This window comes from Lelliottia sp. SL45, assembly GCF_026672535.1.
GTDB classification, from domain to species: domain Bacteria; phylum Pseudomonadota; class Gammaproteobacteria; order Enterobacterales; family Enterobacteriaceae; genus Enterobacter; species Enterobacter nimipressuralis.
Genome location: NZ_JAPPRH010000003.1, coordinates 2,788,962 through 2,814,897 on the forward strand (window position 1 = coordinate 2,788,962; position 25,936 = coordinate 2,814,897).

Below are 25,936 nucleotides of genomic sequence, written 5' to 3' on the forward strand. Positions count from 1 at the left end.
CGATGAAAAAGCTCAAAATTGTTACGATTGGTGGTGGCTCAAGCTATACGCCGGAATTGATCGATGGATTTATCCAACGCTACGACGAACTCCCGGTCACCGATTTCTACCTGCTGGACATTGAAGAAGGGAGAGAGAAGCTGGAGATCGTCGGCAAGCTCGCCCAGCGCATGGTGGCGCAGGCGGGTATTCCGATGAACATTCACCTGACGCTGGATCGGGAAACGGCCCTGAAAGATGCCGATTTCGTTACTACTCAACTGCGCGTCGGCTTCCTTGATGCGCGCATTAACGATGAGAAAATCCCGCTGAAATACGGCGTACTCGGCCAGGAAACCACCGGGCCAGGCGGTTTTATGAAAGCCCAGCGCACCATTCCTGTGCTGCTGGATATCTGCAAAGCGATGGAAAAATGGTGTCCGAACGCATGGCTTATCAACTTCACTAACCCGGCGGGCATTGTGACAGAAGCCATCACTCGCCACTCTGCGATTAAGACCATCGGGATCTGCAGCGGTGCAAACAGCATGATGATGGACATCGCCAAAGCCTACGATGTCCGCAAATCGGATATCTACGCGCGCATCATCGGCCTGAACCACCTGATCTGTGCCGATAAAATTTACGTGAAAGGCGACGATTGTACCGATGATTTTATCGAAAAACTGGCCGTTGGCAGTGCCAATAATTCGCTGAAAAATATCCCGGATATCGGCTTTACCGCACGCTTTGCCCGCGCGCTGCACATGTATCCGATCTCCTATCTCAAGTATTACTTCCTGACCCGCGAAATGACGGAAACGGCTATCCGCGATTCCGCAAATAAGGGCACACGCGGTGAGCAAACGCGTGAAATCGAGCGCAAACTGTTTGAGCTGTACCAGGACCCGAACCTGAACCACAAGCCGAAAGAGCTGGAGCAGCGCGGCGGCGCGTGGTACTCCGACACGGCCTGCTCGATCATCAGCTCGATTTTCAACGACAAAAAAGAAGTGCACGTGGTCAACACAGTGAATAACGGCGCGACGCAAGATCTGCCGGATCACGTCACCCTGGAAACCAATGCCGTCATCGATAAAAACGGTGCCCATCCGCTGGCCTACGGCAGACTGCCGGTGAAAATTCGCGGGTTAATCCAGAGTGTCAAAGCCTACGAAGAGCTGACCGTCGAGGCCGCCGTCACCGGAGATTATGCCACCGCCCTGCTGGCGCTGAGCATCAACCCCATCGTGCCCTCCGCCGCCATTGCCGAGCAGATCCTCGATGAGTATCTGGAAGTGAACCACGCCTATTTGCCGCAATACACGAAACGCTAAGGAACTGCGATGAACGTTGAAATTGTTGAAGATTACCGGGCGCTCAGCGCCACTGTGGCCCAGCGCGTGATCGACACCGTCACCCGCAAACCGGATGCCCTGATCTGCATTGCCGGGGGCGATACGCCGCTGGGGGTGTTTGATGTTCTGGTTCGTGCCAGCGAAGAGGGCAACGTCGATTTTTCCCGCGCGGCGTTTGTCGGCCTGGACGAGTGGCTGGGGCTGGGAAAAGCCGATAAGGGCAGCTGTCGCGAGATGGTCTGGGGGCATTTCTTCAGTCGTCTGACGTTACGGGATGAACAAATCTGCTTCTTTGACGGCCTTACGACCGACCCTGCGCAGGAGTGCCGCCGCGTGGATCGTTTCATTGCGGGCCACGGGAGCATTGATATTATCGTGCTCGGCATCGGCATGAATGGTCATATCGGCTTTAATGAGCCAGGCGCGGCGCAGGATACGGAGTGTCACGTTGTCGATCTGGATGAGGTCACCCAGTCGGTTTCCGTGAAGTATTTCGGCCAGGCTCGCGACGTGAAACAGGGGATTTCTCTGGGGATGAAAACGATTCTGGCGGCGAAGTCAGTGATTGTGATGGCCAGCGGTGAGAAAAAGGCCGCTATCGTGGCGCAGACTCTGCGCTCAGATATCGACGCCAGTATTCCGGCGACCCTGTTAAAAGCCCATCCGCAGGTGCAAATGCTGGTAGATAAAGCCGCTGCGGCTCAACTATAAACGCGCCTGTCATCTTTCAATGCGTAAATTCTTAACCCGAAACAGATCCGCACGGTTATAGCTAATCGAATAGTTAAAAGCTTTTTTATCACTCAGGCGGGTGACTTCCGTAATTTTCAGCATCGCTTGCCCCGGTGTAATACCCAGAATCTTAGCCAGCTCGCGGTCGAACAGCGCCGCTTCAATTAACGAATCCGCATCGCTGATTTTTTTCCCGGTGTACTCTTCGATATAGCCATACAGCGACCCTTTTTCGAGAACGGACTGTGGGATCACCGCGATGGTTTGCACTGGAATATTGGTGTCTTCGACCAGAACCGGCTGCCCATCCAGAAGACGCACGCGGCGGATAAACCAGACGTCGTCGCCAGGCTTAATCTCAAGGTGTTGAGCCAGCGAGGGATCGGCCTGAATAGTTGTGAAGGTAATTAAGCGGCTGGTGACCTTGACCCGCCCCTGGAATTCGCGAGAAAACCCCAGAATACTGTCGCTCTTTTCATTGTTGAGAATATAAATATTGCTGGCGGTATTTTTCAGCACAAACATGCCTTTACCATGAATGCGCTCGATATACCCTTCCTGAACCAGATTCGCCATCGCTTTTTGTACCGTCACCCGCGTCACGTGATACACGCTGGCGAGATCGCGCTCGGAGGGAATACTTTCTCCGATTCGATATTTCTGATCGAGAATATCCTTTTTTATCTTTTCTTTTATTTCCAGGTATTTATGCATACTACCCTCGCGGCGTCCTGACGGATCGTTACTTTACCATGGGCGCATAATTTGGAAATAAAAAAGCCGGGTAGCGGCTTCGCCTTACCCGGCCTGTTCGTGCAGAGCGCCCCGAAGGGCGTTGCTTACGGGCGATATACCTTCACATTGGTAAAGCCCTGCTCGCGCAGGTAGAGCGCCTGCAGGCGACTCATCACGCCACGCTCGCACCACAGGAGATAGGTTTTATCCTTCTCCAGATCGCCAAACTTGGTGCTCAGCTTGTAGAACGGCAGAGAGACAACTTCAACGCCCTCCACGCTCAGCGGGCTGGCATCCTGCTCGTCGATGGCGCGGATATCCACGATCACGTCGTTGGCGCTGAATCCGCTTACGGTTTCTACTTCCACCACGTCCTGATCGGTCTGCTGCGCAATTTCACGGATATCAACGTTCGTTGCTTCAGCAACCACTTTTTCGAGGATCTCGAAATCGAAGTTTTGCTCTTCCGCTTCGATCTTCGCCTTAACCGCTTTCACGGTCGGGCTTTTCGAGATCACACCGCAGTATTCCGGCATGGTACGGGCAAAATCTTCCGTACCGATTTTGCGCGCCAGATCGATGATGTGCTCTTTGTCGTGCGAGATCAGCGGACGGAGGATCAGCGTATCCGAAACGTTATCGATCAGACGCAGGTTGGTCAGGGTCTGGCTGGAGACCTGGCCCAGGGCTTCGCCTGTTACCAGCGCCTGCACGCCGTAGCGCTCGGCCACTTTCGACGCCGCACGCATCATCATGCGTTTCAGCACCACGCCCATCTGGCCGTCGTCCACTTTTTCGAGGATTTCGCCGACCACAGGCTCAAAGTTGATCGCCACAAAACGCACGCGGTGGGAACTGCCAAAACGGTTCCACAAATAATGCGCGACCTGACGAACGCCGATCTCGTGCGCCGCACCGCCCAGGTTAAAGAAGCAGTAATGTACGCGGCAGCCGCGACGCATCAGCATGTAGCTGGAGACGCCAGAATCGAAACCACCGGAAATCAGGGACAGTACATCTTCTTGCGTCCCAATCGGATACCCGCCAATCCCTTCGTAGCGGCCTTTGACCAGCAGCAGGCGATCGTTTTCGATCTCCAGATTGACGGTCACTTCCGGGTTGGTCAGCTTCACGCGCGCCGTTTCAACGTGCTGGTTCAGACCGCCGCCAACATAACGTTCGGCTTCGATCGAGCTGAATTCATGTTTACCGCGACGCTTTACGCGCACGCAGAAGGTTTTGCCTTCGATCTGATCGCGGTACTGGGCCAGCGACAGTTCAAAAATATTGTGCAGTGAGGTAAAGGGAACGTCCTCAACTTCCAGAATATGGTGAATCCCGGGAATGCGGGTCAGCGCATCGCGAATATCCAGACGCTTGTTTTCGTCCTTGGCGCGCGCACTTCGACGTGATCCCAGTGACGAACCACGGCAAGGGTTTCGTCATAATTTTTTAAAACGTTACGAATGTTTCCGGTCAGAATTTTAATAAAGCGCAAACGCACAGATTGGCTTTTGATGGTGATTTCCGGGAACAATTTAATGATAAACTTCATGGCGGCAATGTTTCGTTGGCAAGCCCGTAAAGGCTTGTGATGGAAAAGAGTACAGCAGCCCACACCCGTGGCTGCATCCAGGCGCGGAAGTATACCACTATAGCGGTGCTCCTGTGCACATTGCGCGTTATTTGCTTATCCGCCCGAGTCCGCTACCATGACGGGGCTGAAAATATGAGAGTCTACATTCACTATGCCGAAGAAAAATGACGCACCAGCCAGTTTCGAAACTGCGCTGAGTGAGCTGGAGCAAATTGTGACTCGTCTGGAAAGTGGCGACCTGCCGCTGGAAGACGCGCTCAATGAATTCGAACGCGGCGTGCAGCTTGCGCGCCAGGGGCAGGTTAAATTGCAGCAGGCCGAACAGCGTGTGCAAATTCTGCTGTCCGATAGCGAAGACGCCGCCACAACCCCTTTTACACCGGACGCTGAGTAAATGGATTTCGCCAAAGCGCTTCAGGAATGTGTGGAACGTGCCAACGACGCGCTGCGTCGTTTTATTGAACCACAGCCTTTTCAGAACACTCCACTGGTTGAAGCCATGCACTATGGCGCACTCTTAGGTGGAAAGCGTCTGCGCCCGTTCCTCGTCTATGCTACGGGCAATATGTTTGGCATCAGCAATGACACGCTGGATGCGCCAGCGGCCGCCGTTGAGTGCATTCATGCCTACTCGCTGATCCACGATGATTTACCGGCGATGGACGACGACGATTTACGTCGCGGCCAGCCGACCTGCCATATCAAGTTTGGCGAAGCCAATGCCATTCTGGCCGGTGATGCTCTGCAGACGCTGGCGTTCTCTATTCTGAGCGATGCGCCGATGGTTGAAGTGGCCGATCGTGACCGTCTGGCGATGGTTTCTGAGCTGGCGATGGCCAGCGGCATCGCTGGTATGTGCGGTGGTCAGGCGCTGGATCTGGAAGCGGAAGGTCGTCAGGTTAATCTGGAACAGCTTGAGCGCATCCACCGTCATAAAACAGGTGCGCTGATCCGTGCAGCCGTTCGCCTGGGCGCGCTGAGCGCGGGTGAACAGGGGCGTAAAGCCTTGCCCGTTCTGGACAGATACGCCGAAAGTATCGGTCTGGCTTTCCAGGTTCAGGATGACATTCTGGATGTGGTGGGCGATACTGCAATATTGGGAAAACGTCAGGGTGCAGACCAGCAGCTTGGCAAAAGTACCTACCCCGCCCTGCTGGGCCTTGAGCAAGCCCAACGTAAAGCCCGGGACCTGATCGATGATGCCCGCCAGTCGCTGAATCTGCTGGCCGCACAATCGCTTGATACCTCGGCACTGGAAGCGCTAGCGGACTATATAATCCAGCGTGATAAATAAACATACTAAATCTCGATGAGCCTTTGATGAGTTTTGATATTGCCAAATACCCGACACTGGCGTTGGTTGACTCCACCCAGGAGTTACGTCTGTTGCCGAAAGAGAGCCTGCCGAAGCTGAGCGACGAACTGCGTCGTTACCTGCTCGACAGCGTGAGTCGTTCCAGCGGACATTTCGCCTCCGGGCTTGGCACGGTGGAGCTGACCGTTGCGCTGCACTACGTCTACAACACCCCGTTTGACCAGCTGATCTGGGATGTCGGTCATCAGGCTTATCCGCACAAAATTCTCACCGGCCGTCGCGATAAAATTGGTACGATCCGCCAGAAAGGCGGGCTGCATCCGTTCCCATGGCGCGGTGAGAGCGAGTACGACGTCTTAAGCGTCGGCCACTCTTCTACATCAATTTCTGCGGGTATCGGCATTGCCGTGGCGGCGGAAAAAGAGAACAAACAGCGCCGCACCGTCTGCGTGATTGGCGATGGCGCGATCACGGCGGGTATGGCGTTTGAGGCGATGAACCACGCGGGCGATATCATGCCCGATATGCTGGTGATCCTTAACGACAATGAAATGTCGATCTCAGAAAACGTCGGTGCGCTAAACAACCACCTGGCGCAGCTGCTCTCCGGCAAACTCTATTCCACTCTGCGTGAAGGCGGTAAAAAAGTCTTCTCCGGCGTGCCACCGATCAAAGAGCTGCTGAAACGCACCGAAGAGCACATCAAAGGCATGGTGGTTCCCGGCACCCTGTTTGAAGAGCTGGGCTTTAACTACATTGGCCCGGTGGACGGGCATGACGTGCTGGGTCTGGTCTCTACGCTCAAGAACATGCGCGACCTGAAAGGCCCGCAGTTCCTGCACATCATGACTAAAAAAGGGCGTGGCTACGAGCCAGCGGAAAAAGACCCGATCACCTTCCACGCCGTGCCTAAATTCGATCCGACCAGCGGCTGTCTGCCAAAAAGCAGCGGCGGGATGCCAAGTTATTCGAAAATTTTCGGCGACTGGCTGTGCGAAACAGCGGCTAAAGACAACAAGCTGATGGCCGTGACGCCTGCCATGCGTGAAGGCTCCGGCATGGTTGAGTTCTCCAAAAAATTCCCGGGTCAATATTTTGACGTGGCGATTGCCGAACAGCATGCGGTGACCTTCGCAGCCGGTCTGGCAATTGGTGGCTATAAACCGATTGTGGCTATCTACTCGACTTTCTTGCAGCGCGCCTACGATCAGGTGATCCACGACGTAGCGATCCAGAAGCTGCCGGTGCTGTTTGCTATCGACCGTGCTGGTATCGTCGGCGCTGACGGACAGACGCACCAGGGAGCGTTTGATCTCTCCTTCCTGCGCTGTATCCCGGACATGGTCGTGATGACGCCAAGCGACGAGAACGAATGCCGCCAGATGCTCTTTACCGGGTATCACTATCAGGACGGCCCAAGCGCCGTACGTTATCCACGCGGCAACGCCGTGGGCGTCGAGCTGGAACCGCTGGCGAAATTACCTATCGGGAAAGGCATTGTTAAACGTCACGGCGAAAAACTGGCGATCCTCAACTTCGGTACATTGATGCCAGAGGCGGCGAAAGTCGCGGAATCGCTCAATGCGACCCTGGTGGATATGCGCTTTGTCAAACCGCTGGATGAAACGTTAATTCTGGAGATGGCGGCGCGTCACGATTCGCTGGTCACCCTGGAAGAGAACGCTATTATGGGCGGCGCAGGCAGCGGCGTGAACGAAGTGCTGATGGCGCATCGTAAGCCAGTTCCGGTGCTGAATCTCGGCCTGCCAGACTACTTTATTCCGCAAGGAACTCAGGACGAAGCCCGCGCGGCGATTGGCCTGGATGCTGCCGGAATTGAAGCGAAAATCCGCAGCTGGCTGGCGTAACAACTCCCCTCTTTTCCCTCCTGCTATGCTTAAAGATAGTATTTTAAGCAATCAGCAGGAGTGGAAGCATGCAATACAACACGTTAGGAAAAACAGATCTTAAGGTTTCCCGTCTTTGTCTGGGCTGTATGACATTTGGCGAACCTCAACGGGGAAACCATGCCTGGACGCTGCCGGAAGAGAGCAGCCGCCTTATCATCAAACACGCCCTCGACGGCGGCATTAACTTCTTCGATACGGCAAACAGCTACTCCGACGGCAGCAGCGAAGAGATTGTGGGCCGCGCGCTGCGGGATTTTACCCGTCGCGACGAAATGGTGGTTGCCACCAAGGTTTACTATCCCTCAGGCGATTTAACTGAAGGGCTGTCCCGCGCGCAAATCCTGCGTTCGATTGATGCCAGCCTGAAGCGCCTGAACATGGATTATGTCGATCTGCTGCAAATCCACCGTTGGGACTACAACACCCCGATAGAAGAGACCCTTGAAGCGCTGGACGACGTGGTAAAAGCGGGTAAAGCGCGCTACATCGGTGCGTCGTCAATGCACGCCTCGCAGTTTGCCGAAGCGCTGGATCTTCAGAAGCAGCACGGCTGGGCGCGGTTCGTCACTATGCAGGATCACTACAATCTGATCTATCGCGAAGAAGAGCGCGACATGCTGCCGCTGTGCTATCAGGAAGGCGTGGCGGTGATCCCCTGGAGCCCGCTAGCACGCGGTCGTTTAACCCGTCCATGGGGAGAAACCACCGCGCGATCCGTTTCCGATGAAGTGGGTAAAAATCTGTATAACGATACCCAGGCAAGCGATGCGCTGATCGCCGAACGTCTGGCCGGTATCGCCGAGGAGACAGGGGCTACCCGCGCGCAGGTGGCGCTGGCGTGGCTTCTGAGCAAACGCGGAGTGGCGGCACCGATTATCGGCACGTCGCGGGAAGAACAACTGGATGAACTGCTGAATGCGGTCGATTTGACGCTGACGCCGGAGCAGATTGCCGAGCTGGAAACACCCTATCAGCAACATCCGGTCGTCGGATTTAAATAAAAAAAGCCGGGCGGCGGCTTCGCCTTACCCGGCCTGCAGTGCGTGTGATTTTATCAGCCGGGAAGCCCAGTGCGACCCGGCAACAAACCGCACGACATCACGCGAAGTGATCGTACCCTTTCCAGTCGAGTGTCACAGGGGTGCCGTTTTGCACAAACTGCATCCCCTCGCTCTCAGGCAAAATCTGCCCGATACAGGTAAACGGCGCGCCGAGGTTACCCAGCACAACATCCAGCGTCCCGCGATTCAGCTCCGGGACGGTAAAGCACAGCTCGTAATCTTCACCGCCGGACAGCGCCCAGCGCAGCGCCTGCTCAGGCTCGACGTGTTTACGCATCTGCTCTGACAGCGGGAAGGTATCGAGATCAACTCGCGCCCCGACGCCACTTGCCTTAAGAATGTGCCCGAGATCGGAAATCAAACCGTCAGACAGATCGATCGCCGAGCTGGCGCGCTCGCGCAGTGCCTGGCCGTGCAGAATGCGTGGGGTTGGGCGCAGGTGGCGTTTCACCAGATACGCTGCGTCATCGGCGTCGTTCACGGTTAAACGATCCTGCAAAATCGCCAGCCCCGCCGCGCTGTCGCCGGGCGTACCGGTGACATAAATCCAGTCGCCCGGCCTCGCGCCCGAGCGTTTCAGAGCGCGTCCGACTGGCACGTAGCCGTGGATCGCCAGCGTCATCGACAGCGGACCGGCCGTGGTATCACCGCCAATCAGCTGCATATCGTAATAATTCAGTTGTTCAAACAGCGCGTCGCTGAAGGCTTCAAGCCAGGCTTCATCGACGCTCGGCAAGGTAAGTGCAAGCGTCAGCCACGCCGGATCGGCGCCCATTGCCGCCAGATCGCTTACGTTCACCGCCAGCGCTTTGTAGGCCAGATCGGCCGGATCGATATCCGCCAGGAAATGGCGCCCACACACTAAGGTGTCGGTGCTGATAGCCAGGGTCTGTTTTTCGGGAATATTGAGAAGTGCGCAGTCGTCGCCAATGCCCGTTTCAACATCAAGACGGGAGCTACGAACGCGGTCAAAATAACGGGCAATCAGGGAGAATTCGCCGCATGCCATACGTTATGCCTCAGCAAATAAAAATAAAAAAACCGGAGCCGCACAGCCAGGCGGCAGTGCGAAACTCCGGTTTGCGGATCACTTTTTGTGGGGACGGATCGCAGGTGCGGCTTTATCCAGCACGCCATTCACAAATTTGTGGCTGTCTTCAGCACCGAAGGTTTTTGCCAGTTCGATAGCTTCATTGATGGCCACTTTGTATGGCACATCCTGACGTTTAGACAGCTCAAACAGCGCAATGCGCAGCACTGCTTTCTCAACCTGGCCCAGCTCTTCAAGCAGACGGGACAGGTACGGCTTCATCAGACCGTCGAGATACGCGCTATTAGTCGCCACTCCCGACAGCAGTTCACGGAAGTACAGGACGTCAACGTCTTTGACGTCTTGTTCCGCCAGGAACTGGTATTCAACATCAGCGATGTCGTTCTGGGACAACTGCCAGGAGTAGAGCGCCTGGACGGCACACTCACGGGCGCGGCGACGAGCAGCAGGTTTCACGGAATTCCCCTTACAAAAAAATCAGGCCTTAATGGCTTTCAATACGTTGATCATTTCAAGCGCGGTCAGTGCAGCTTCTGCACCTTTGTTACCGGCTTTGGTGCCAGCGCGTTCGATGGCTTGTTCAATACTTTCAGTAGTCAGTACGCCGAATGCGACAGGAATTTCAGCATCCTGTGCCACGTGCGCCAGACCATTGCTTGCACCACCCGCAACGTATTCGAAGTGAGCAGTACCGCCACGAATCACCGTACCCAGCGCAATCACCGCGTCGTATTTACCGGTTTTCGCCAAAGCGCCCGCTGCCAACGGCAGTTCGTAGGCACCTGGAACCCAAACAACGGTAATATTGTCATCTTTAACCTGGCCAATACGTTTCAGGGCGTCAATCGCACCATCCAGCAGGCTTTCGTTGATGAAGTTGTTGAAACGCGCAATAGTGATGGCGACGCGAGCGTCCGGGGTAGCAACAGCAGCTTCAATAATATTCATACTCTTCCTTTACGGGTTCATTTGGCCCCGCAGGGGGGCGGATTTTATCATAATACTTCGCGCACTGCTTCTCTATTTCAGAAAGCCTCACGCAGGGATTAAATGCAGGCACACGTCGGGGCCAACCTGCCGAATTTCGCTGAATTTGAGTTGCGGCGCATCGGCCAGTTTTTCAAGGCCGGGCAGCACAAACAGGCCACGCGCATCGGCACCTAACAGTTTAGGCGCAACGTAGACAATCAGTTCATCCACCAGCCCTGCCTGCAATAACGCACCGGCAAGCGTAGGCCCGGCCTCAACCCAGATGCTGTTCACTTGCTGTTTACCCAGCAGCATCATCAGCACCACCAAATCGATATGACCGTGATGCTCCGGCACCATAATGCTGCGCACCGCGTTCGGCCATTCACGACTGTCTTCTTGCGTACGTGCAATCCAGGTTTCACCCGGCTGCTGCACGATACGGTGTTCGGGCGTCAGGCGATTCTGACGATCCAGCACAATACGCAGCGGCTGGCGCAGATTTTCCTCGGGATAGAGCGCCCGGGTATCGGCATCAAGCTCTTCCCAGCGCACGGTCATCGCCGGATCGTCTGCCAGCACCGTCTCACTGCTGGTGAGAATAGCATGGCTTTGCGCGCGCAGACGTTGCACATCGCGCCTTGCCTGCGGGGAGGTGATCCACTGGCTTTCACCGCTGGCCATCGCCGTGCGACCGTCAAGAGAGGCGCCCAGCTTCAGCTGAATGTAGGGAAAGCCGGTCCGCATCCGCTTGAGAAACCCCTTATTCAGCGCCTCAGCATCGTTCATCATCAGCCCGTAGCTGACGTCGATGCCTTCCTGCTGCAGGCGATAAAGACCGCGCCCCGCCACCTGCGGGTTCGGGTCCTGCATGGAGGTCACCACGCGCGCCACGCCTGCGGCAATTAACGCTTCGCAGCACGGCGGCGTGCGGCCATGATGGCTGCAGGGTTCAAGGGTCACATAGGCCGTTGCGCCACGGGCTTTTTCGCCCGCCATGCGTAACGCATGCACTTCAGCATGCGGCTCACCGGCGCGATAATGGAAACCCTCGCCCACAACAACGCCGTCTTTGACAATCACGCAGCCCACGTTCGGATTGGGATGGGTGGTGAAGCGTCCGCGCTGCGCGAGTTTCATCGCTCGCGCCATGTAAATCTCATCCTGCATGGGCTTAATCCTGTAGGCGGGCGATCTCTTCGCCGAACTCTTTGATGTCTTCGAAGCTGCGATAGACGGAAGCAAAGCGGATGTACGCCACTTTATCGAGCTTTTTGAGCTGCTCCATCACCAGGTTGCCGATCATTTTGCTCGGCACTTCGCGCTCGCCGGTGCCACGCAGATGCGATTTAATGTGATTAAGCGCCATTTCGACGTCATCTGCGCTGACTGGCCGTTTTTCCAGTGCTTTTAGCATCCCTCTGCGCAGTTTCTCTTCGTTAAATGGCTCGCGTACATCGTTACTTTTCACCACGCGCGGCATCACCAGCTCTGCCACTTCGAAGGTGGTGAAACGTTCGTTGCAGACCAGACACTGCCGACGACGACGGACAGAGGAGCCTTCACCTACAAGACGGGAGTCGATTACTTTGGTATCCACAGCGGAACAGAATGGGCAATGCATACGGTGTCCTGGCTATCTGGTTAACTGAACTCTATTTTACCCTGAACTGGGCCGACAACAAAGGAAGAGCGCTTTTGAGACAAAGGATCTATACCTGACGGCGAGTTACTGGCTACCATTAGGACATCCGTTATTTCAAGGAATTAAACGCAATGACAAGACGTTACCTAAGAATCCTCGTGGTGGGAAGCCTCTTCACCCTTAGCGCCTGCGCACAGCAAAGCGAAGTTCGCCAGATGAAACAGAGCGTTAATACGCTCAACACGGCGATGACTAAGCTGAACCAGGAAACGGTTAAAATCACGCAGCAAAATGCCCTGAATGCGAAATCCAGTAGCGGCGTTTATCTTTTGCCTGGCGCCAACACGCCTGCACTGTTGAAAAGTCAAATTGGTACGCTGCGCATGTCGTTGGTCAATATGGCACCTAACGCCGACGGCACACACGCCACCCTGCGCATCCAGGGCCAGTCCAACGATCCGCTGCCAGCCTTTAGCGGCACGGTCGAATGGGGCCAGCTGCAGGGAACGACCGAAAGCTATCAGGAGGTTAACGTGCAAAACCAGCTGATTACCGCCCCTGCCAGCGTGCTCGCACCGAGCGATGTCGATATCCCACTGCAGTTAAACGGTACCACGCCAGAGCAGTTAGGTTTCATCCGTATCCACGATATTCAGCCTGCCGCCCAGTAACACTCTTTAGCGGAACGTTTACCGCGTTCCGCTCTCTCTTACATCCCGAAACATTGGCAAGATAAATGATTGCCGTTACAATCCCCGCCGTTTAAAGTACGCAAACGTGAACGCAATCGATTACGCGCATGAGAGATATGTGAAACAACACATATTTTTGTGAGCAGGGATTCCTATAATAGGCTCCGCAGAAACACGAAATATTTAGAAACGCAATTCGCGCATCTTTCACATCCCGAAAGGGATTTTCAATCAGTGGCATGATTATGAAAAAAACATTACTAGCAGCCGGTGCAGTTCTGGCACTGTCTTCCGCTTTCGCTGTAAACGCAGCTGAAAATTCAAAACCTGAATATGTTTCCGACTGGTGGCACCAGAGCGTCAACGTGGTTGGTAGCTACCACACTCGCTTCGGACCACAGATCCGCAACGATACCTATCTGGAGTACGAAGCTTTCGCCAAGAAAGACTGGTTTGATTTCTACGGTTACGCCGATGCACCGGTCTTCTTCGGTGGTAACACCGATGCGAAAGGTATCTGGAACCACGGTTCTCCGTTGTTCATGGAAATCGAACCGCGCTTCTCTATCGACAAGCTGACGGGCGCAGACCTGAGCTTCGGTCCGTTCAAAGAGTGGTATGTCGCGAACAACTACATCTACGACATGGGCCGCAACGCATCAGGCCGTCAGAGCACCTGGTACATGGGTCTGGGTACTGACATCGACACCGGTCTGCCGATGAGCCTGTCCATGAACGTGTATGCCAAATACCAGTGGCAGAACTATGGTGCCGCGAACGAAAACGAGTGGGATGGCTACCGTTTCAAAGTGAAATACTTTGTGCCAATTACCCAGCTGTGGGGCGGTAACCTGAGCTATATCGGTTTCACCAACTTTGACTGGGGTTCAGACCTGGGCGACAACGACTTCCGTGACCTGAACGGTAAGAAAGCGCGTACCAACGACTCCATCGCCTCCAGCCACATCCTGGCGCTGAACTACGATCACTGGCACTACTCCGTGGTTGCTCGTTACTGGCACAACGGTGGCCAGTGGAACGACGACGCGAGCCTGAACTTCGGTAACGGTGATTTCAGCGTACGTTCTACCGGTTGGGGTGGTTACCTGGTTGTAGGTTACAACTTCTAATCCTGCCGCAGGCCGGATTAGCGAACCGCCATCCGGCATCAAAAAGCCAGCGCAATGCTGGCTTTTTTGTTATTTACAGACCAGCGCCCGGCCCTGATCCAGCAGCCACGGACGTAAATAGCCGACGGTGTTGGACATCGGCAGCACCTCATCCGGCAGCCTGATTCCGATGTGCTCGGCAATGTATGCCCGACGCGCCACAATGCGCTGCCAGAGCGCGGGGTAGTCGCTTGCCAGTGTCTGACGCAGCGTGACATCCGCCAGCGCGACGGTATCTTCAATGCTGGCCCCGGCGTATCCCGCTCTCGACGGAATAATGTCGATTTGCAGGAGCATTCCACTTTTCAAGGTCGCGGCCGAACCGGGACCAATGGGCGAACAGAGCCACTCTTCATCCGCCACCAGATGCCCCGGATTCAGGTGCCAGTGATACTCGGCTTTTGGTAATACCCGCTCAATTACGTCATACATCTCGCCGCCTTTCATTCCGATGTGCAGATGTTCAAGCCAGGCGACGACCGCACAGAAATAGGGTTTTGCCACCACATCGAGATAGTCTGCGACGTCGGGCGCAAGCTCCGACGCATTCGCCACGACATATGCCGCTCTGCTGGTCAGCCCGCCTTTGTAGCTGGTGGTGAGGGAGAATTTATCACCGCGCTGAATAACTTTGTCACCGGGATAAAGGTTAGCCCAGGCAAAGCGATCGCCCGTCGCGGCGATAGTGACGACATTATTCGGCTGACCTTCTGCCGCCAGCAGCGCCGCGATCTGTTTTTCGGTTTTACCGGGTTCGATGGCATTTAGCGCCGTCAGGATCGCCGTTGAGGCCAGATTCGCACCATATTCGTAGTGCGCCAGTTCGTTGGCGTTGTTGACCGTACGCGCGCCGCCGTCAGGATCGATAAAAATACCCGTGGCATTGCGCAGCTGCGCCGTCCCCTCTCCCGCCAGGCGAATGGCATCGACAATAAAAGCGGGTAAATCAAACATCTGATGCGCATCGTCACCCGAGCCGGTAAACAGCTTCCACCCCGCAAGCCCAAGCGTTTTACCTGCCGTTACGCCCGCTTCCTTCAGCAGTTCCGGCAGCGGTTTTTTGTTATCCATCGGCTGATTGGGCAGCGAAAACCACGGAGCATGGATCACCCGGTTTGTGAGCCGTGCATAGGCGGCCAGCTTCAGGTTTTCATTGCCCAGCACCAGCACCGCCTCCCCCGAAGCCTGCAGCACCAGTAGCGCCTCTTCAAAGCGGGGAATAAACCCGGTCAGATATTCGAAGTTACCGCCGTGCTCTTTATCCGCGTAGACAATCAGCGCGTCCAGCCCGTGCTGTTGCATCTTGCTCAGTACATTGGCTTTTCGCTGACGCAGAGTTTCGTCGCTCAACGTTACGGAAGGCACGCCATGCCAGACGGCAGGCTGGGGAATGGAAGAAAGGGTGACCATCGGCATTACTCCATGTCATTGCGATTCACAATGCGAGAGTAACCAAATTTGAGATAGCTGTAATAAAAAAATCCCGGCCTTGCGACCGGGATTCCGTTATCAGATTGCTGTTGCCGTTACGGCAGGATGGACGGCTGATCCGCCCCTTCCTTTTCAACTTTCTGCTGCAGCAGATGCTCACGCTTCATGCCCAGTTTCAACGCCAGCGCGGACGCGACGTAGATAGAAGACGCTGTACCGATAGACACACCGATCAGCATGGTCAGCGAGAAGCCTTCCAGAATCGGGCCACCGAAGAGGAACAGCATCAGGATAACCATCAAGGTTGTCCCGGATGTGATCAACGTACGGTGCAGCGTTTGGGTCAGAGAAACGTTAAAGATTTCGTACGGCGTACCGCGACGGATCTTACGGAAGTTCTCACGAATACGGTCAGATACCACGATGCTGTCGTTCAGTGAGTAACCGATAACCGACATCAACGAGGCCACGATGGTCAGGTCAACCTCAATATGGAACAGAGACAACACACCCATGGTGATAACCACGTCGTGCGCCAGTGCGATAACCACACCGGCCGCCAGACGCCATTCGAAACGGAAACCAACGTACACCAGAATCGAGATCAGCGCGGCCAGCAGTGCCAGAGCACCATTCTGCGCCAGATCTGCCCCAACGCTTGGGCCGACGAATTCGATACGTTTAACCGTGGCATCCTGGCTGGTCGCTTCGTTAATCACGTTAACGACTTTGCTGCCCAGCTCCTGGCTGCCATTGGCATCGTGAACCGGAGGCATACGCACCATGATGTCGCGGCTGCTGCCGAAGTTCTGCAGCTGCGGCTCTTCGAAGCCCGCTTTCTGCAGCGCCAGACGCATCTGGTCCATGTCAGCCGGTTTTTCGAGGGTAATTTCGATCACCGTACCACCGGTGAAATCGAGACCCCAGTTAAAACCACGGACACCGATAATGGCGATAGACACAATCAGGAGGAAACCTGAAATGCCGAAGGCCCAGTAGTCCCAGCGCATAAAGTCCCAGACTTTACGGCCATGGTTTAATTGTTCAACAGTATATTCCTGTGCCACAACGCACTCCTCAGATAGACAGCTTTTTGACGCGCTTGCCGCCATACAGCAGGTTCACGATGGCACGGGTGCCGACAATAGCGGTAAACATTGACGTTGCCACACCGATACCGGTGGTGATAGCAAAGCCTTTGATCGCGCCAGTACCCACTGCATACAGGATCAGAACCTTAATCAGTGTTGTCACGTTCGCATCGAAGATGGAGCTGAATGCGCCTTTATAGCCTTCATCGATCGCTTGTTGTACGGAGCGACCGTTGCTCAGTTCTTCTTTAATACGCTCGTTTATCAATACGTTGGCGTCAACCGCCACCGCAAGGGTTAGAACGATACCCGCAATACCCGGCATGGTCAGCGTCGCCCCTGGCAGCAGGGACATGATACCGATGATCAGCACCAGGTTTGCAATCAGCGCGGTAGTCGCAATCAGGCCAAACTTCTTATAGAAGAAGAGCATGAAGATGATTGAAACCGCCAGACCGGCCAGACAGGCTTCCAGACCCTGAGTGATGTTTTGCATACCCAGCGTTGGACCGATAGTACGCTCTTCAACAATCTGAATCGGCGCAATCAACGCACCGGCACGCAGCAGCAGAGAGAGCTGACGCGCTTCGTTCGGGTTGTTGATGCCCGTAATACGGAAGCTGTTGCCCAGGCGAGACTGGATGTTGGCGATGTTAATCACCTCTTCCTCTTTCACCAGAACCGCACGACCGTTGGCATCTTTCTTACCGCTGTCTTTGTACTCCACGAACAGAGTCGCCATCGGTTTACCGATGTTATCCTTCGTGAAGTTGGACATGATGTTACCACCCGCGCTATCAAGCGAGATGTTAACCTGCGGCTGGTTGTATTCATCCTGGTTCGAAGTGGAATCGGTGATGTGGTCACCGGTCAGAATCACGCGTTTGTACAGCACAACCGGCTGACCTTCACGTGTCTGTTTCACTTCTGAGTCACCCGGAACACGACCCGATGCCGCAGCGGATTGATCCACGTTGGTGTTCACAAGGCGGAATTCCAGGGTGGCTGTCGCACCCAAAATCTCTTTGGCGCGCGCGGTATCCTGGATACCTGGCAGCTCGACCACAATACGGTCAGCACCCTGACGCTGTACCAGTGGCTCAGCAACACCCAGCTGGTTCACACGGTTACGCAGGATATTGATGTTTTGCTGAACCGCGTATTCGCGCGCTTCGCTCAGACGCGTATCGGTCATGACGGCACGCAGCTGATTGCTACCCTGGCGAGAAATCACCAGATCGCGATGACGTGCAGCCAGATAATCGACCGCCTGATCGCGAGCCGTTGCGTCACGGAAGGTGATGCTCAGACCATAGTTATCGTCCTTACGCACGGTGGTGTAAGGAATGCTTTTTTCACGCAGATCGCTGCGCAGGCTATCAATGTTCTGTTCCTGCAGCTTGCCGAGCGCGGTATCCATATCCACTTCCATCAGGAAGTGAACGCCGCCACGCAGATCAAGACCGAGTTTCATCGGCTCTGCATTGATAGAGGCTAACCAACGCGGGGTTGCAGGAGCAAGGTTTAACGCCACGACATATTTGTCACCCAGCACGCCCATCAGCGCTTCACGTGCGCGGAGCTGCGTGTCGGTGGTGTCGAAGCGAGCAAGAATTGCGCCCTCTTCCAGTGCCACAGACTTAGCGGTAATTTTTTCTTCTTGTAACGTTTTCTGGACCTGGATCAGCGTTTGCTCACTGGCGGCGACACCGCGCGCGCCAGTGATTTGAACGGCCGGATCCTCACCATACAGGTTGGGAAGTGCGTACAGCAGGCCGACGATAATCACGACGACCAGCATGATGTACTTCCACAAAGGATAACGGTTTAACACGGCAGTTCCCTTTGGGAAAAGTTGGATTACAGCGCCTTCATCGTGCCTTTCGGCAGTACGGCAGCAACGAAGTCACGTTTGATAACCACTTCAGTGGTGTCGTTCAGTGCGATAGAGATGTAGCCAGTTTCAGCCACTTTCGTCACACGACCCACCAGACCGCCATTGGTCAGCACTTCATCGCCTTTCGCGATGGAGTTCATCAGGTTTTTGTGTTCTTTGGTACGTTTCTGCTGTGGGCGCAGGATCATGAAGTAGAAGATCAGACCAAACACCACCAGCATCAGAATCAGAGACATCGGGCTGCCCTGCGACGGAGCGCCTGTTGCTGCTACCGCATCAGAAATAAAAAAGCTCATTCAAATTCCCTCATTATTAAATTAGTCAACGTTCAAAGGTGGAACATCACGACCCTGGCGTTGGTAAAAATCAGTCACGAAGCTCTCTAATTTACCCTCTTCGATAGCCTTACGTAAACCAGCCATTAAGCGCTGATAATAACGAAGGTTATGAATGGTATTGAGACGCGCGCCTAAAATCTCATTGCAACGATCAAGATGATACAAATATGCGCGAGAATAGTGACGACAGGTATAACAATCACACTCAGCATCCAGCGTGCTGGTGTCATTTTTATGCTTCGCGTTACGGATTTTCACCACACCGTCGGTAACAAACAGGTGTCCGTTACGCGCGTTGCGGGTTGGCATGACGCAGTCGAACATATCGATGCCGCGGCGCACACCTTCAACCAGATCCTCTGGTTTACCCACGCCCATCAGGTATCGCGGTTTATCCGCAGGGATTTGCGGGCAAACATGCTCCAGAATACGGTGCATGTCTTCCTTCGGCTCACCCACAGCCAAACCGCCGACAGCGTAGCCATCAAAACCTATCTCTACCAGACCTTTAACAGAGATATCGCGTAAATCTTCGTAAACGCTGCCCTGAATAATCCCGAACAGCGCATTTTTGTTTTCCAGCCCGTCAAAACGGTCACGGCTACGCTTCGCCCAACGCAGAGACATCTCCATTGAACGCTTCGCGTAATCCCAGTCTGCAGGATATGGCGTGCATTCGTCGAAGATCATCACGATGTCAGAGCCGAGATCGTACTGAATTTCCATGGATTTTTCAGGATCGAGGAAGATCGGATCGCCGTTGATCGGGTTACGGAAGTGTACGCCTTGTTCGGTGATTTTACGGATATCACCCAGGCTGAACACCTGGAAACCGCCGGAGTCGGTCAGGATTGGACCTTTCCACTGCATGAAATCATGCAGATCGCCGTGCAGTTTCATCACTTCCTGGCCTGGGCGCAGCCACAGGTGGAAGGTGTTACCGAGGATAATCTGTGCGCCGGTCGCTTCAACTTCTTCCGGCGTCATCCCTTTTACGGTGCCGTAGGTGCCCACAGGCATAAAGGCTGGCGTTTCAACCACGCCGCGATCAAACACCAGGCGGCCACGGCGCGCGCGTCCGTCGGTGGTATCGAGTTCAAATTTCATTTTTTCTCCAGCGTCAGAAAAACAGTCCGACGTTTTCATACGGTGTCGCGGAATCAGTCCCCGACACGCTCATTCAAAGCCTGCGGATTGTACGTGATAAACATCGCGTCCCCGTAGCTAAAAAAGCGATAATTTTGTTCTACCGCAGCCTTATAGGCGTTCATAGTATGCTGATAACCGGCAAACGCCGACACCAGCATAATCAAAGTCGATTCAGGCAGATGGAAGTTCGTCACCAGCGCATCGATCACTTTGTATTGATAGCCTGGGTAAATAAAGATTTGCGTGTCGCCAAAGAATGGCTCAATCAGGTCGGTTTTAGCCGCCTGCGCCGCGCTTTCCAGCGAACGAACGGAGGTCGTGCCGACCGCAATCACGCGGTTGTTGCGCGCTTTGGCGGCGAGCACAGCGTCAACCACCTCTTGCGGCACTTCCGCGTATTCGGAGTGCATGATGTGGTCTTCAATAGAATCCACGCGCACCGGCTGGAACGTCCCCGCGCCGACGTGCAGCGTGACAAACGCCATCTCGATGCCTTTCTCGCGCAGTTTTTCCAGCAGCGGTTCATCAAAGTGCAAACCGGCAGTCGGTGCAGCAACGGCGCCGGGTTTTTCGCTGTAGACCGTCTGGTACAGCTCGCGGTCGGCGTCTTCGTCCGGGCGGTCGATGTACGGCGGCAGCGGCATGTGGCCAATGGCGTTCAGAATATCCAGCACCGGGCGTTCGTCGTTAAACTCGACTTCAAACAGCGCGCCGTGACGGGCCGTCATGGTGGCGTTGATGCTTTCGTCATCACCCAGCAGCAGCTCAGCGCCCGGCTTCGGCGCTTTGGAGGCGCGAATATGTGCCAGAATACGTCTGTCATCGAGCATACGTTCGACCAGCACTTCAATCTTGCCGCCGCTGGCTTTGCGGCCAAACAGACGCGCCGGGATCACGCGGGTATTGTTAAAGACCAGCAGATCGCCAGGGTTGAGCTTATCGAGCAGATCGGTGAAAGTACCGTGCGTCAGCGCGCCCGTTGGCCCGTCCAGCGACAGCAAGCGGCAACCACTGCGCTCCGGCTGCGGATAGTGGGCAATCAGGGATTCAGGTAATTCAAAGGAGAAATCGGCGACGCGCATGACTTATACTCGTGACTTAAAAACAGGCGGCTTAGTCTAGTGCTCACACCTCTTTGCTGCAACAACTAGCCGTATCCGGATACCAAAACGCATGAATTTTCTCGCACACCTGCACCTCGCCCACCTCGCCGACAGCTCACTTTCGGGCAATTTGCTGGCCGATTTTGTTCGCGGCAACCCGGCAGAGGACTATTCCGAGGAGGTGGTGGAGGGTATTTTCATGCATCGTCGCATCGATGTGTTGACCGATAACCTGCCGGAAGTGACAGAAGCGAAGGCGTGGTTTCGACCTGAAACCCGCCGCGTGGCGCCGATTACGCTGGATGTGATGTGGGATCATTTTCTCTCGCGCCACTGGTCGCAGCTCTCACCCGAGCTGCCGCTGCCGGAATTTGTTCACTATGCCCATTCGCAGGTGGCGCTCATTCTCCCGGACTCGCCGCCGCGCTTTGTCAATCTGAACGACTATCTCTGGTCCGAACGCTGGCTTGAGCGTTACAGCGAGATGGAATTTATTCAGCGCGTGCTGAACGGTATGGCGAGCCGCCGTCCGCGGCTGGATGCCCTGCGCGACTCCTGGCAGGATCTGGACACCCATTACGACGCGCTGGAGACCCGTTTCTGGCAGTTCTATCCGCGCATGATGGCGCAGGCGAAAAACAAACAACTTTAATAGAAGTGTGATTGATAGGTAAAAACTGGCTGAACGATTGTCAGCGCCTCTTTGTCTTAATGCTGAACACTCTCTATACTGGCCCGCGTTGCGTTCCAAATAACCTTAGTTACTACAGGAGAATCACATGGTTCTGGTCACTCGTCCGGCTCCGGATTTTACAGCTGCAGCCGTTCTCGGCAACGGTGAAATCGTTGAAAACTTTAATTTCAAACAGCACACCAACGGTAAACCTACCGTTCTGTTCTTCTGGCCAATGGACTTCACTTTCGTTTGCCCGTCTGAACTGATCGCATTCGACAAACGTTACGAAGAGTTCCAGAAACGTGGCGTTGAAGTTGTGGGTGTTTCCTTCGACTCCGAATTTGTACACAACGCATGGCGTAACACCCCTGTCGACAAAGGCGGCATCGGTGCAGTGAAATACGCAATGGTTGCGGACATCAAACGCGAAATCCAGCAGGCTTACGGTATCGAACATCCGGACGCTGGCGTTGCACTGCGCGGCTCCTTCCTGATCGACGCGAACGGCATCGTGCGTCACCAGGTAGTGAACGATCTGCCACTGGGTCGTAACATCGACGAAATGCTGCGTATGGTTGACGCGCTGCAGTTCCACGAAGAGCACGGCGAAGTGTGCCCGGCTCAGTGGGAAAAAGGTAAAGAAGGCATGAACGCGTCTCCAGACGGCGTGGCTAAATACCTGACTGAAAACGTCTCCAGCCTGTAATCGGCACGGATGATAAAAAAGGCTCGCTTAGGCGAGCCTTTTTGTTTTCTCTTAACCCTGCACCGGGAGTGAGCTTCGCCCTACCCGGCCTCATCATCAGGTTAAAACGCGAAACACGAGCAGCCCAGCACGCCCCAGAATGCCTGGTCATCCGATACCGGAATGCCCGACTGGCGCGCAATCCCATGCTGGTGCCCATGGACTCCGCAGCTGCCGATGCACTGATGCATCTGCACAACGGCGCCGACATTTGAGGCCACTGGCGGCGCTGAGCGGTAATGCCCCGGCACTTTCACCACTGGCGACCACTCCGGCAGAACCGGGATCGGCGGCGGCGACAGCGACAGCGGACTAAACTGTCCGGCGGCGTACACCACTTTGCCATCCACTACCGTCAGCACCGACTCGATGCCTTTGATCTCCTCTTCCGGCACGCTGAAGTAGTCTTTCGATAGCACCACCAGATCCGCAAGCTGCCCTGCCACGATGCGGCCTTTCTTACCCTGCTCGCTGGAGAACCATGCGCTGCCTGCCGTCCACAATTCCAGCGCGATATCACGCGGCAGACGGTTGCTGTCGTCATACATCGACAGTCCGCCCACGGTGCGACCGGAGACCAGCCAGTACAGCGCCGTCCACGGGTTATAGCTCGCCACACGGGTGGCGTCGGTGCCTAAGCCCACGGGCACGTCCAGCTCCAGCATTTTCGCGACCGGCGGCGTGTGTTTCACCGCCTCTTTGCCGTAACGATCGACAAAATACTCGCCCTGGAACGCCATGCGATGCTGCACCGCAATCCCGCCGCCCAGCGCTTTTACGCGCTCGATGTTACGCTCGGTGATGGTTTCCGCGTGATCGAAGAACCAGTGCAGGCCGTTAAACGGTATGTCGCGGTTCACCTTTTCGAACACGTCCAGCATCCGGCTGATAGATTCGTCGTACGTGGCGTGAAGACGGAACGGCCAGCGCTGCTCCACCAGATGACGCACCACGCGCTCCAGCTCGTCTTCCATCCCCTCTGGCAGATCCGGGCGCGGCTGCAGGAAATCTTCGAAATCTGCCGCCGAGAAGACCAGCATTTCCCCCGCCCCGTTGGCGCGATAGAAATCGGTGCCCTGTCCCGGTTTGAGCATATCGGTCCAGCGTTCGAAATCTTCCAGCTCCTGCTTTGGCCGCTGGGTAAAGAGATTATAGGCGATGCGAATCGTCATCTGCTCTTGGGCGTGCAGCTCTTCGATGATTTCGTAATCTTCCGGGTAATTCTGGAAGCCGCCACCCGCATCAATCGCGCTGGTTAACCCTAAGCGGTTAAGCTCACGCATAAACTGGCGCGTCGAGTTCACCTGCTGTTCCAGCGGCAGTTTTGGCCCTTTCGCCAGCGTGGAATAGAGGATCATCGCGTTCGGTTTGGCGATCAGCATCCCGGTGGGGTTGCCGTTATTATCACGGACGATTTCACCGCCCGGCGGGTTTGGCGTCTCTTTGGTGTAGCCGACAGCTTTCAGCGCCGCGCGATTCAGCAGCGCACGATCGTAGAGATGCAGCACAAACACCGGTGTATCCGGCGCCGCGTCGTTCAGCTCCTGGATCGTCGGCATCCGCCGTTCGGCAAACTGAAATTCGCTCCAGCCGCCGACCACGCGCACCCACTGGGGCGTTGGGGTGCGATCGGCCTGCTCTTTCAGCATCCGCAGGGCATCGGCCAGCGACGGTACGCCTTCCCAGCGCAGCTCAAGGTTGTAGTTCAGCCCGCCGCGAATCAGGTGCAGGTGCGAATCGTTGAGACCGGGGATCGCCGTGCTCCCTTTCAGATCGACAATTTGCGTCCCTTCGGTGGCGTAACTCATCACCCGGTCGTGGTTGCCGGTGGCGAGGATCTTGCCGTTGGCAATGGCCACCGCCTCAGCGAGCGGATTTTCACGATCAAGGGTATGGATCTGACCTTTGGTTAAGATCAGTGTGGCAGTTTGAGACATAACGTACTCCTTTGAGCCGGATCAGGCTTTTTTCAGCCACCCGGCGAACAGGCGGGTCACGATGGGCATCCACAACCAGACCACCAGCGCGACCACACAAGCATCGTTAAGCAAATGCAGGAATAAAGACCCTTTCAGGCCTGGAAGCAGCGCGCCGGTCAGTTGCGGTACGACGAGCGTGCTGGGGAAAATCACCATCAGCGTCATCAGAAACTGTTTCCACTGTTTCGGCTTGCGCACATGCGTCTCCGGCGGCGTAAACCAGAACGCGGCCTCGGTGCGCACTTCCGTTTTGTCCCCTTCGGCCAGCAGCGGTTCGATCTCTTTGACCAGCACTGAACGGGTATCGGACTGCGTCCAGGCATAGAGGTGTTCGAGGGTGTCGAAGCGGATAATGACCGTCCACAGATCTTGCCCTTCCGTCGGGCGAATCACGTTCGCGCCGAGGTGTCCGGGAAATTCTGCGGCCACGGGCATGATTTTGCCCAGCCACTGTTCGTATCGCGCCGCCTGTCCGGCCAGCAGGGTATGGGTGATCACCAGCGTCACATGTGAATTTTGCGCCATGAGAGTATCCAGGTCTGATGAAAATGGCGGGTTCAATCAACCCGCCGGGAGGGATTTACGCTTTACGCTCAGGCGCGCCGTGAACCAGGGTATAGGCATAATCGACGCCCATCCCGTACGCTCCGCTGTGCTCACGCACCAGATCCATTACCGCGTCGTAAGTCTCTTTGCGAGACCAGTCGCGCTGGTACTCCAGCAGTACCTGCTGCCAGGTCACCGGAACGGCACCGGCCTGCACCATACGGTCGATAGCACGCTCATGAGCATCGACGGAAGTGCCGCCCGAGGTGTCAGTTACCACATAGACTTCGAAGCCCTCATCCAGCGCCATCAGCGCCGGGAAAGTCAGGCACACTTCGGTCCACAGGGCCGAGATGATGAGTTTTTTGCGGCCCGTTGCTTTGACTGCCGCAACAAACGCATCATCTTCCCAGGAGTTCATCGAGGTGCGTTCAATCGGTTTCACATCAGGGTGAACAGCCAGTAATTCCGGCCAGATATAACCGCTAAAACTTTTAGTTTCGACCGAGGTGTAGATAACCGGCACATCAAATATTTTGCCCGCTTTCGCCAGTGCAACCGTATTATTCTTAAGGAGTTGGCGGTCAATATTCGCCACACCAAACGACATTTGCGGCTGGTGATCAATAAAAATAAGCGTGGAGTTTGATGGGTCAATCAGTTCGCGGATAGACATAAATGTACCTTTTAATCAATACGTTAAAAGAAAACTAAATGTGTGCGATATGTGGTCGGGCCCTGACTGATAAAGCAAATTGAGTATAGCGA

25 protein-coding genes and 1 pseudogene are annotated in these 25,936 nt (G+C 55.2%); 10 read left to right on the top strand and 16 right to left on the bottom strand.

Annotated features, from left to right (window positions below):
• Positions 1 to 2: 2 nt before the first annotated feature.
• Positions 3 to 1,316: a 6-phospho-beta-glucosidase gene (locus OVA10_RS19600; RefSeq protein WP_268196649.1), complete on the top strand. Its 1,314-nt coding sequence runs from the start codon at positions 3 to 5 to the stop codon at positions 1,314 to 1,316.
• Between the two features lie 9 nt (positions 1,317 to 1,325).
• The gene (locus tag OVA10_RS19605) at positions 1,326 to 2,048 is read left to right on the top strand and encodes a glucosamine-6-phosphate deaminase (protein ID WP_268196650.1); all 723 of its coding nucleotides are present in this window, start codon (positions 1,326 to 1,328) and stop codon (positions 2,046 to 2,048) included.
• A gap of 9 nt (positions 2,049 to 2,057) precedes the next feature.
• Here the strand turns inward: OVA10_RS19605 and OVA10_RS19610 are convergent, their stop codons facing one another.
• Positions 2,058 to 2,783 carry a GntR family transcriptional regulator gene (locus OVA10_RS19610; RefSeq protein WP_268196651.1) on the bottom strand — a complete coding sequence of 242 codons (726 nt, stop codon included), beginning with the start codon at positions 2,781 to 2,783 and terminating at the stop codon, positions 2,058 to 2,060.
• A gap of 125 nt (positions 2,784 to 2,908) precedes the next feature.
• Positions 2,909 to 4,359 (bottom strand): annotated as a pseudogene (gene thiI / locus OVA10_RS19615) (tRNA uracil 4-sulfurtransferase ThiI).
• Between the two features lie 193 nt (positions 4,360 to 4,552).
• Here thiI and xseB point away from each other — a divergent pair.
• The 4 genes from xseB (at position 4,553) to OVA10_RS19635 (ending at position 8,627) form a co-directional block, all read left to right on the top strand.
• Positions 4,553 to 4,795, top strand: coding sequence for an exodeoxyribonuclease VII small subunit (gene xseB, locus OVA10_RS19620; protein ID WP_100777420.1), 243 nt, complete (start codon positions 4,553 to 4,555; stop codon positions 4,793 to 4,795).
• Positions 4,796 to 5,695, top strand: a complete 900-nt coding sequence (gene ispA / locus OVA10_RS19625; protein WP_102104303.1) for a (2E,6E)-farnesyl diphosphate synthase — start codon at positions 4,796 to 4,798, stop codon at positions 5,693 to 5,695.
• 26 nt (positions 5,696 to 5,721) lie between these two features.
• A complete protein-coding gene (dxs, locus tag OVA10_RS19630) occupies positions 5,722 to 7,584 on the top strand; it encodes a 1-deoxy-D-xylulose-5-phosphate synthase (RefSeq protein WP_129035473.1) in 1,863 nt (620 codons plus the stop codon).
• A gap of 68 nt (positions 7,585 to 7,652) precedes the next feature.
• Positions 7,653 to 8,627 (top strand): aldo/keto reductase, encoded by a 975-nt coding sequence (locus OVA10_RS19635; RefSeq protein ID WP_268196652.1) that lies wholly within the window; start codon positions 7,653 to 7,655, stop codon positions 8,625 to 8,627.
• Positions 8,628 to 8,724: 97 nt separating this feature from the next.
• Here the strand turns inward: OVA10_RS19635 and thiL are convergent, their stop codons facing one another.
• The 5 genes from thiL to nrdR all read right to left on the bottom strand — a co-directional run bounded on the left by thiL (position 8,725) and on the right by nrdR (position 12,331).
• Complete coding sequence (thiL, locus tag OVA10_RS19640) at positions 8,725 to 9,696, bottom strand: thiamine-phosphate kinase (protein WP_268196653.1); 972 nt, start codon at positions 9,694 to 9,696, stop codon at positions 8,725 to 8,727.
• A 78-nt stretch (positions 9,697 to 9,774) separates the two neighbouring features.
• Positions 9,775 to 10,194 carry a transcription antitermination factor NusB gene (gene nusB / locus OVA10_RS19645; protein ID WP_100777425.1) on the bottom strand — a complete coding sequence of 140 codons (420 nt, stop codon included), beginning with the start codon at positions 10,192 to 10,194 and terminating at the stop codon, positions 9,775 to 9,777.
• A 21-nt stretch (positions 10,195 to 10,215) separates the two neighbouring features.
• A complete protein-coding gene (gene ribH / locus OVA10_RS19650) occupies positions 10,216 to 10,686 on the bottom strand; it encodes a 6,7-dimethyl-8-ribityllumazine synthase (RefSeq protein ID WP_100777426.1) in 471 nt (156 codons plus the stop codon).
• Positions 10,687 to 10,773: 87 nt separating this feature from the next.
• Positions 10,774 to 11,877 (bottom strand): bifunctional diaminohydroxyphosphoribosylaminopyrimidine deaminase/5-amino-6-(5-phosphoribosylamino)uracil reductase RibD, encoded by a 1,104-nt coding sequence (gene ribD / locus OVA10_RS19655; protein ID WP_268196654.1) that lies wholly within the window; start codon positions 11,875 to 11,877, stop codon positions 10,774 to 10,776.
• A 4-nt stretch (positions 11,878 to 11,881) separates the two neighbouring features.
• Positions 11,882 to 12,331 (bottom strand): transcriptional regulator NrdR, encoded by a 450-nt coding sequence (gene nrdR / locus OVA10_RS19660; RefSeq protein ID WP_064325018.1) that lies wholly within the window; start codon positions 12,329 to 12,331, stop codon positions 11,882 to 11,884.
• 152 nt (positions 12,332 to 12,483) lie between these two features.
• Here nrdR and OVA10_RS19665 point away from each other — a divergent pair, with 152 nt between their 5' ends.
• Entirely contained in the window at positions 12,484 to 13,023 is a 540-nt protein-coding gene (locus OVA10_RS19665; RefSeq protein WP_268196655.1) for a DUF3251 domain-containing protein, read from the top strand.
• Between the two features lie 266 nt (positions 13,024 to 13,289).
• Positions 13,290 to 14,174: a nucleoside-specific channel-forming protein Tsx gene (locus tag OVA10_RS19670; protein ID WP_123429442.1), complete on the top strand. Its 885-nt coding sequence runs from the start codon at positions 13,290 to 13,292 to the stop codon at positions 14,172 to 14,174.
• A 69-nt stretch (positions 14,175 to 14,243) separates the two neighbouring features.
• Here OVA10_RS19670 and OVA10_RS19675 read toward each other — a convergent pair whose 3' ends face one another.
• The 6 genes from OVA10_RS19675 to queA all read right to left on the bottom strand — a co-directional run bounded on the left by OVA10_RS19675 (position 14,244) and on the right by queA (position 21,201).
• Positions 14,244 to 15,629 carry a M24 family metallopeptidase gene (locus OVA10_RS19675; RefSeq protein WP_268196656.1) on the bottom strand — a complete coding sequence of 462 codons (1,386 nt, stop codon included), beginning with the start codon at positions 15,627 to 15,629 and terminating at the stop codon, positions 14,244 to 14,246.
• A 110-nt stretch (positions 15,630 to 15,739) separates the two neighbouring features.
• On the bottom strand, positions 15,740 to 16,711 hold the full coding sequence (gene secF, locus OVA10_RS19680; RefSeq protein ID WP_100777430.1) for a protein translocase subunit SecF: 972 nt from the start codon (positions 16,709 to 16,711) through the stop codon (positions 15,740 to 15,742).
• 10 nt (positions 16,712 to 16,721) lie between these two features.
• Complete coding sequence (gene secD, locus OVA10_RS19685) at positions 16,722 to 18,569, bottom strand: protein translocase subunit SecD (RefSeq protein WP_248859743.1); 1,848 nt, start codon at positions 18,567 to 18,569, stop codon at positions 16,722 to 16,724.
• Between the two features lie 26 nt (positions 18,570 to 18,595).
• Positions 18,596 to 18,928 (bottom strand): preprotein translocase subunit YajC, encoded by a 333-nt coding sequence (gene yajC, locus OVA10_RS19690; RefSeq protein ID WP_064325012.1) that lies wholly within the window; start codon positions 18,926 to 18,928, stop codon positions 18,596 to 18,598.
• 21 nt (positions 18,929 to 18,949) lie between these two features.
• The gene (gene tgt / locus OVA10_RS19695) at positions 18,950 to 20,077 is read right to left on the bottom strand and encodes a tRNA guanosine(34) transglycosylase Tgt (protein ID WP_100777432.1); all 1,128 of its coding nucleotides are present in this window, start codon (positions 20,075 to 20,077) and stop codon (positions 18,950 to 18,952) included.
• Between the two features lie 53 nt (positions 20,078 to 20,130).
• The gene (queA, locus tag OVA10_RS19700; RefSeq protein WP_181827407.1) at positions 20,131 to 21,201 is read right to left on the bottom strand and encodes a tRNA preQ1(34) S-adenosylmethionine ribosyltransferase-isomerase QueA; all 1,071 of its coding nucleotides are present in this window, start codon (positions 21,199 to 21,201) and stop codon (positions 20,131 to 20,133) included.
• A 91-nt stretch (positions 21,202 to 21,292) separates the two neighbouring features.
• On the opposite strand from queA, the gene acpH reads away from it, so the two are divergent.
• On the top strand, positions 21,293 to 21,874 hold the full coding sequence (gene acpH / locus OVA10_RS19705) for an ACP phosphodiesterase (RefSeq protein ID WP_268196657.1): 582 nt from the start codon (positions 21,293 to 21,295) through the stop codon (positions 21,872 to 21,874).
• Between the two features lie 127 nt (positions 21,875 to 22,001).
• Positions 22,002 to 22,604, top strand: coding sequence for a peroxiredoxin (locus tag OVA10_RS19710; protein ID WP_100777435.1), 603 nt, complete (start codon positions 22,002 to 22,004; stop codon positions 22,602 to 22,604).
• A gap of 101 nt (positions 22,605 to 22,705) precedes the next feature.
• On the opposite strand, the gene OVA10_RS19715 is transcribed toward OVA10_RS19710, so the two are convergent.
• From OVA10_RS19715 to OVA10_RS19725, 3 genes are read right to left on the bottom strand one after another with little or no spacing between them, the layout of a single operon-like run.
• A complete protein-coding gene (locus OVA10_RS19715; protein ID WP_268196658.1) occupies positions 22,706 to 24,580 on the bottom strand; it encodes an amidohydrolase in 1,875 nt (624 codons plus the stop codon).
• A 21-nt stretch (positions 24,581 to 24,601) separates the two neighbouring features.
• The gene (locus OVA10_RS19720) at positions 24,602 to 25,147 is read right to left on the bottom strand and encodes an antibiotic biosynthesis monooxygenase (RefSeq protein ID WP_100777437.1); all 546 of its coding nucleotides are present in this window, start codon (positions 25,145 to 25,147) and stop codon (positions 24,602 to 24,604) included.
• A gap of 55 nt (positions 25,148 to 25,202) precedes the next feature.
• Entirely contained in the window at positions 25,203 to 25,844 is a 642-nt protein-coding gene (locus OVA10_RS19725; protein ID WP_100777438.1) for a hydrolase, read from the bottom strand.
• Between the last annotated feature and the right edge of the window lie 92 nt (positions 25,845 to 25,936).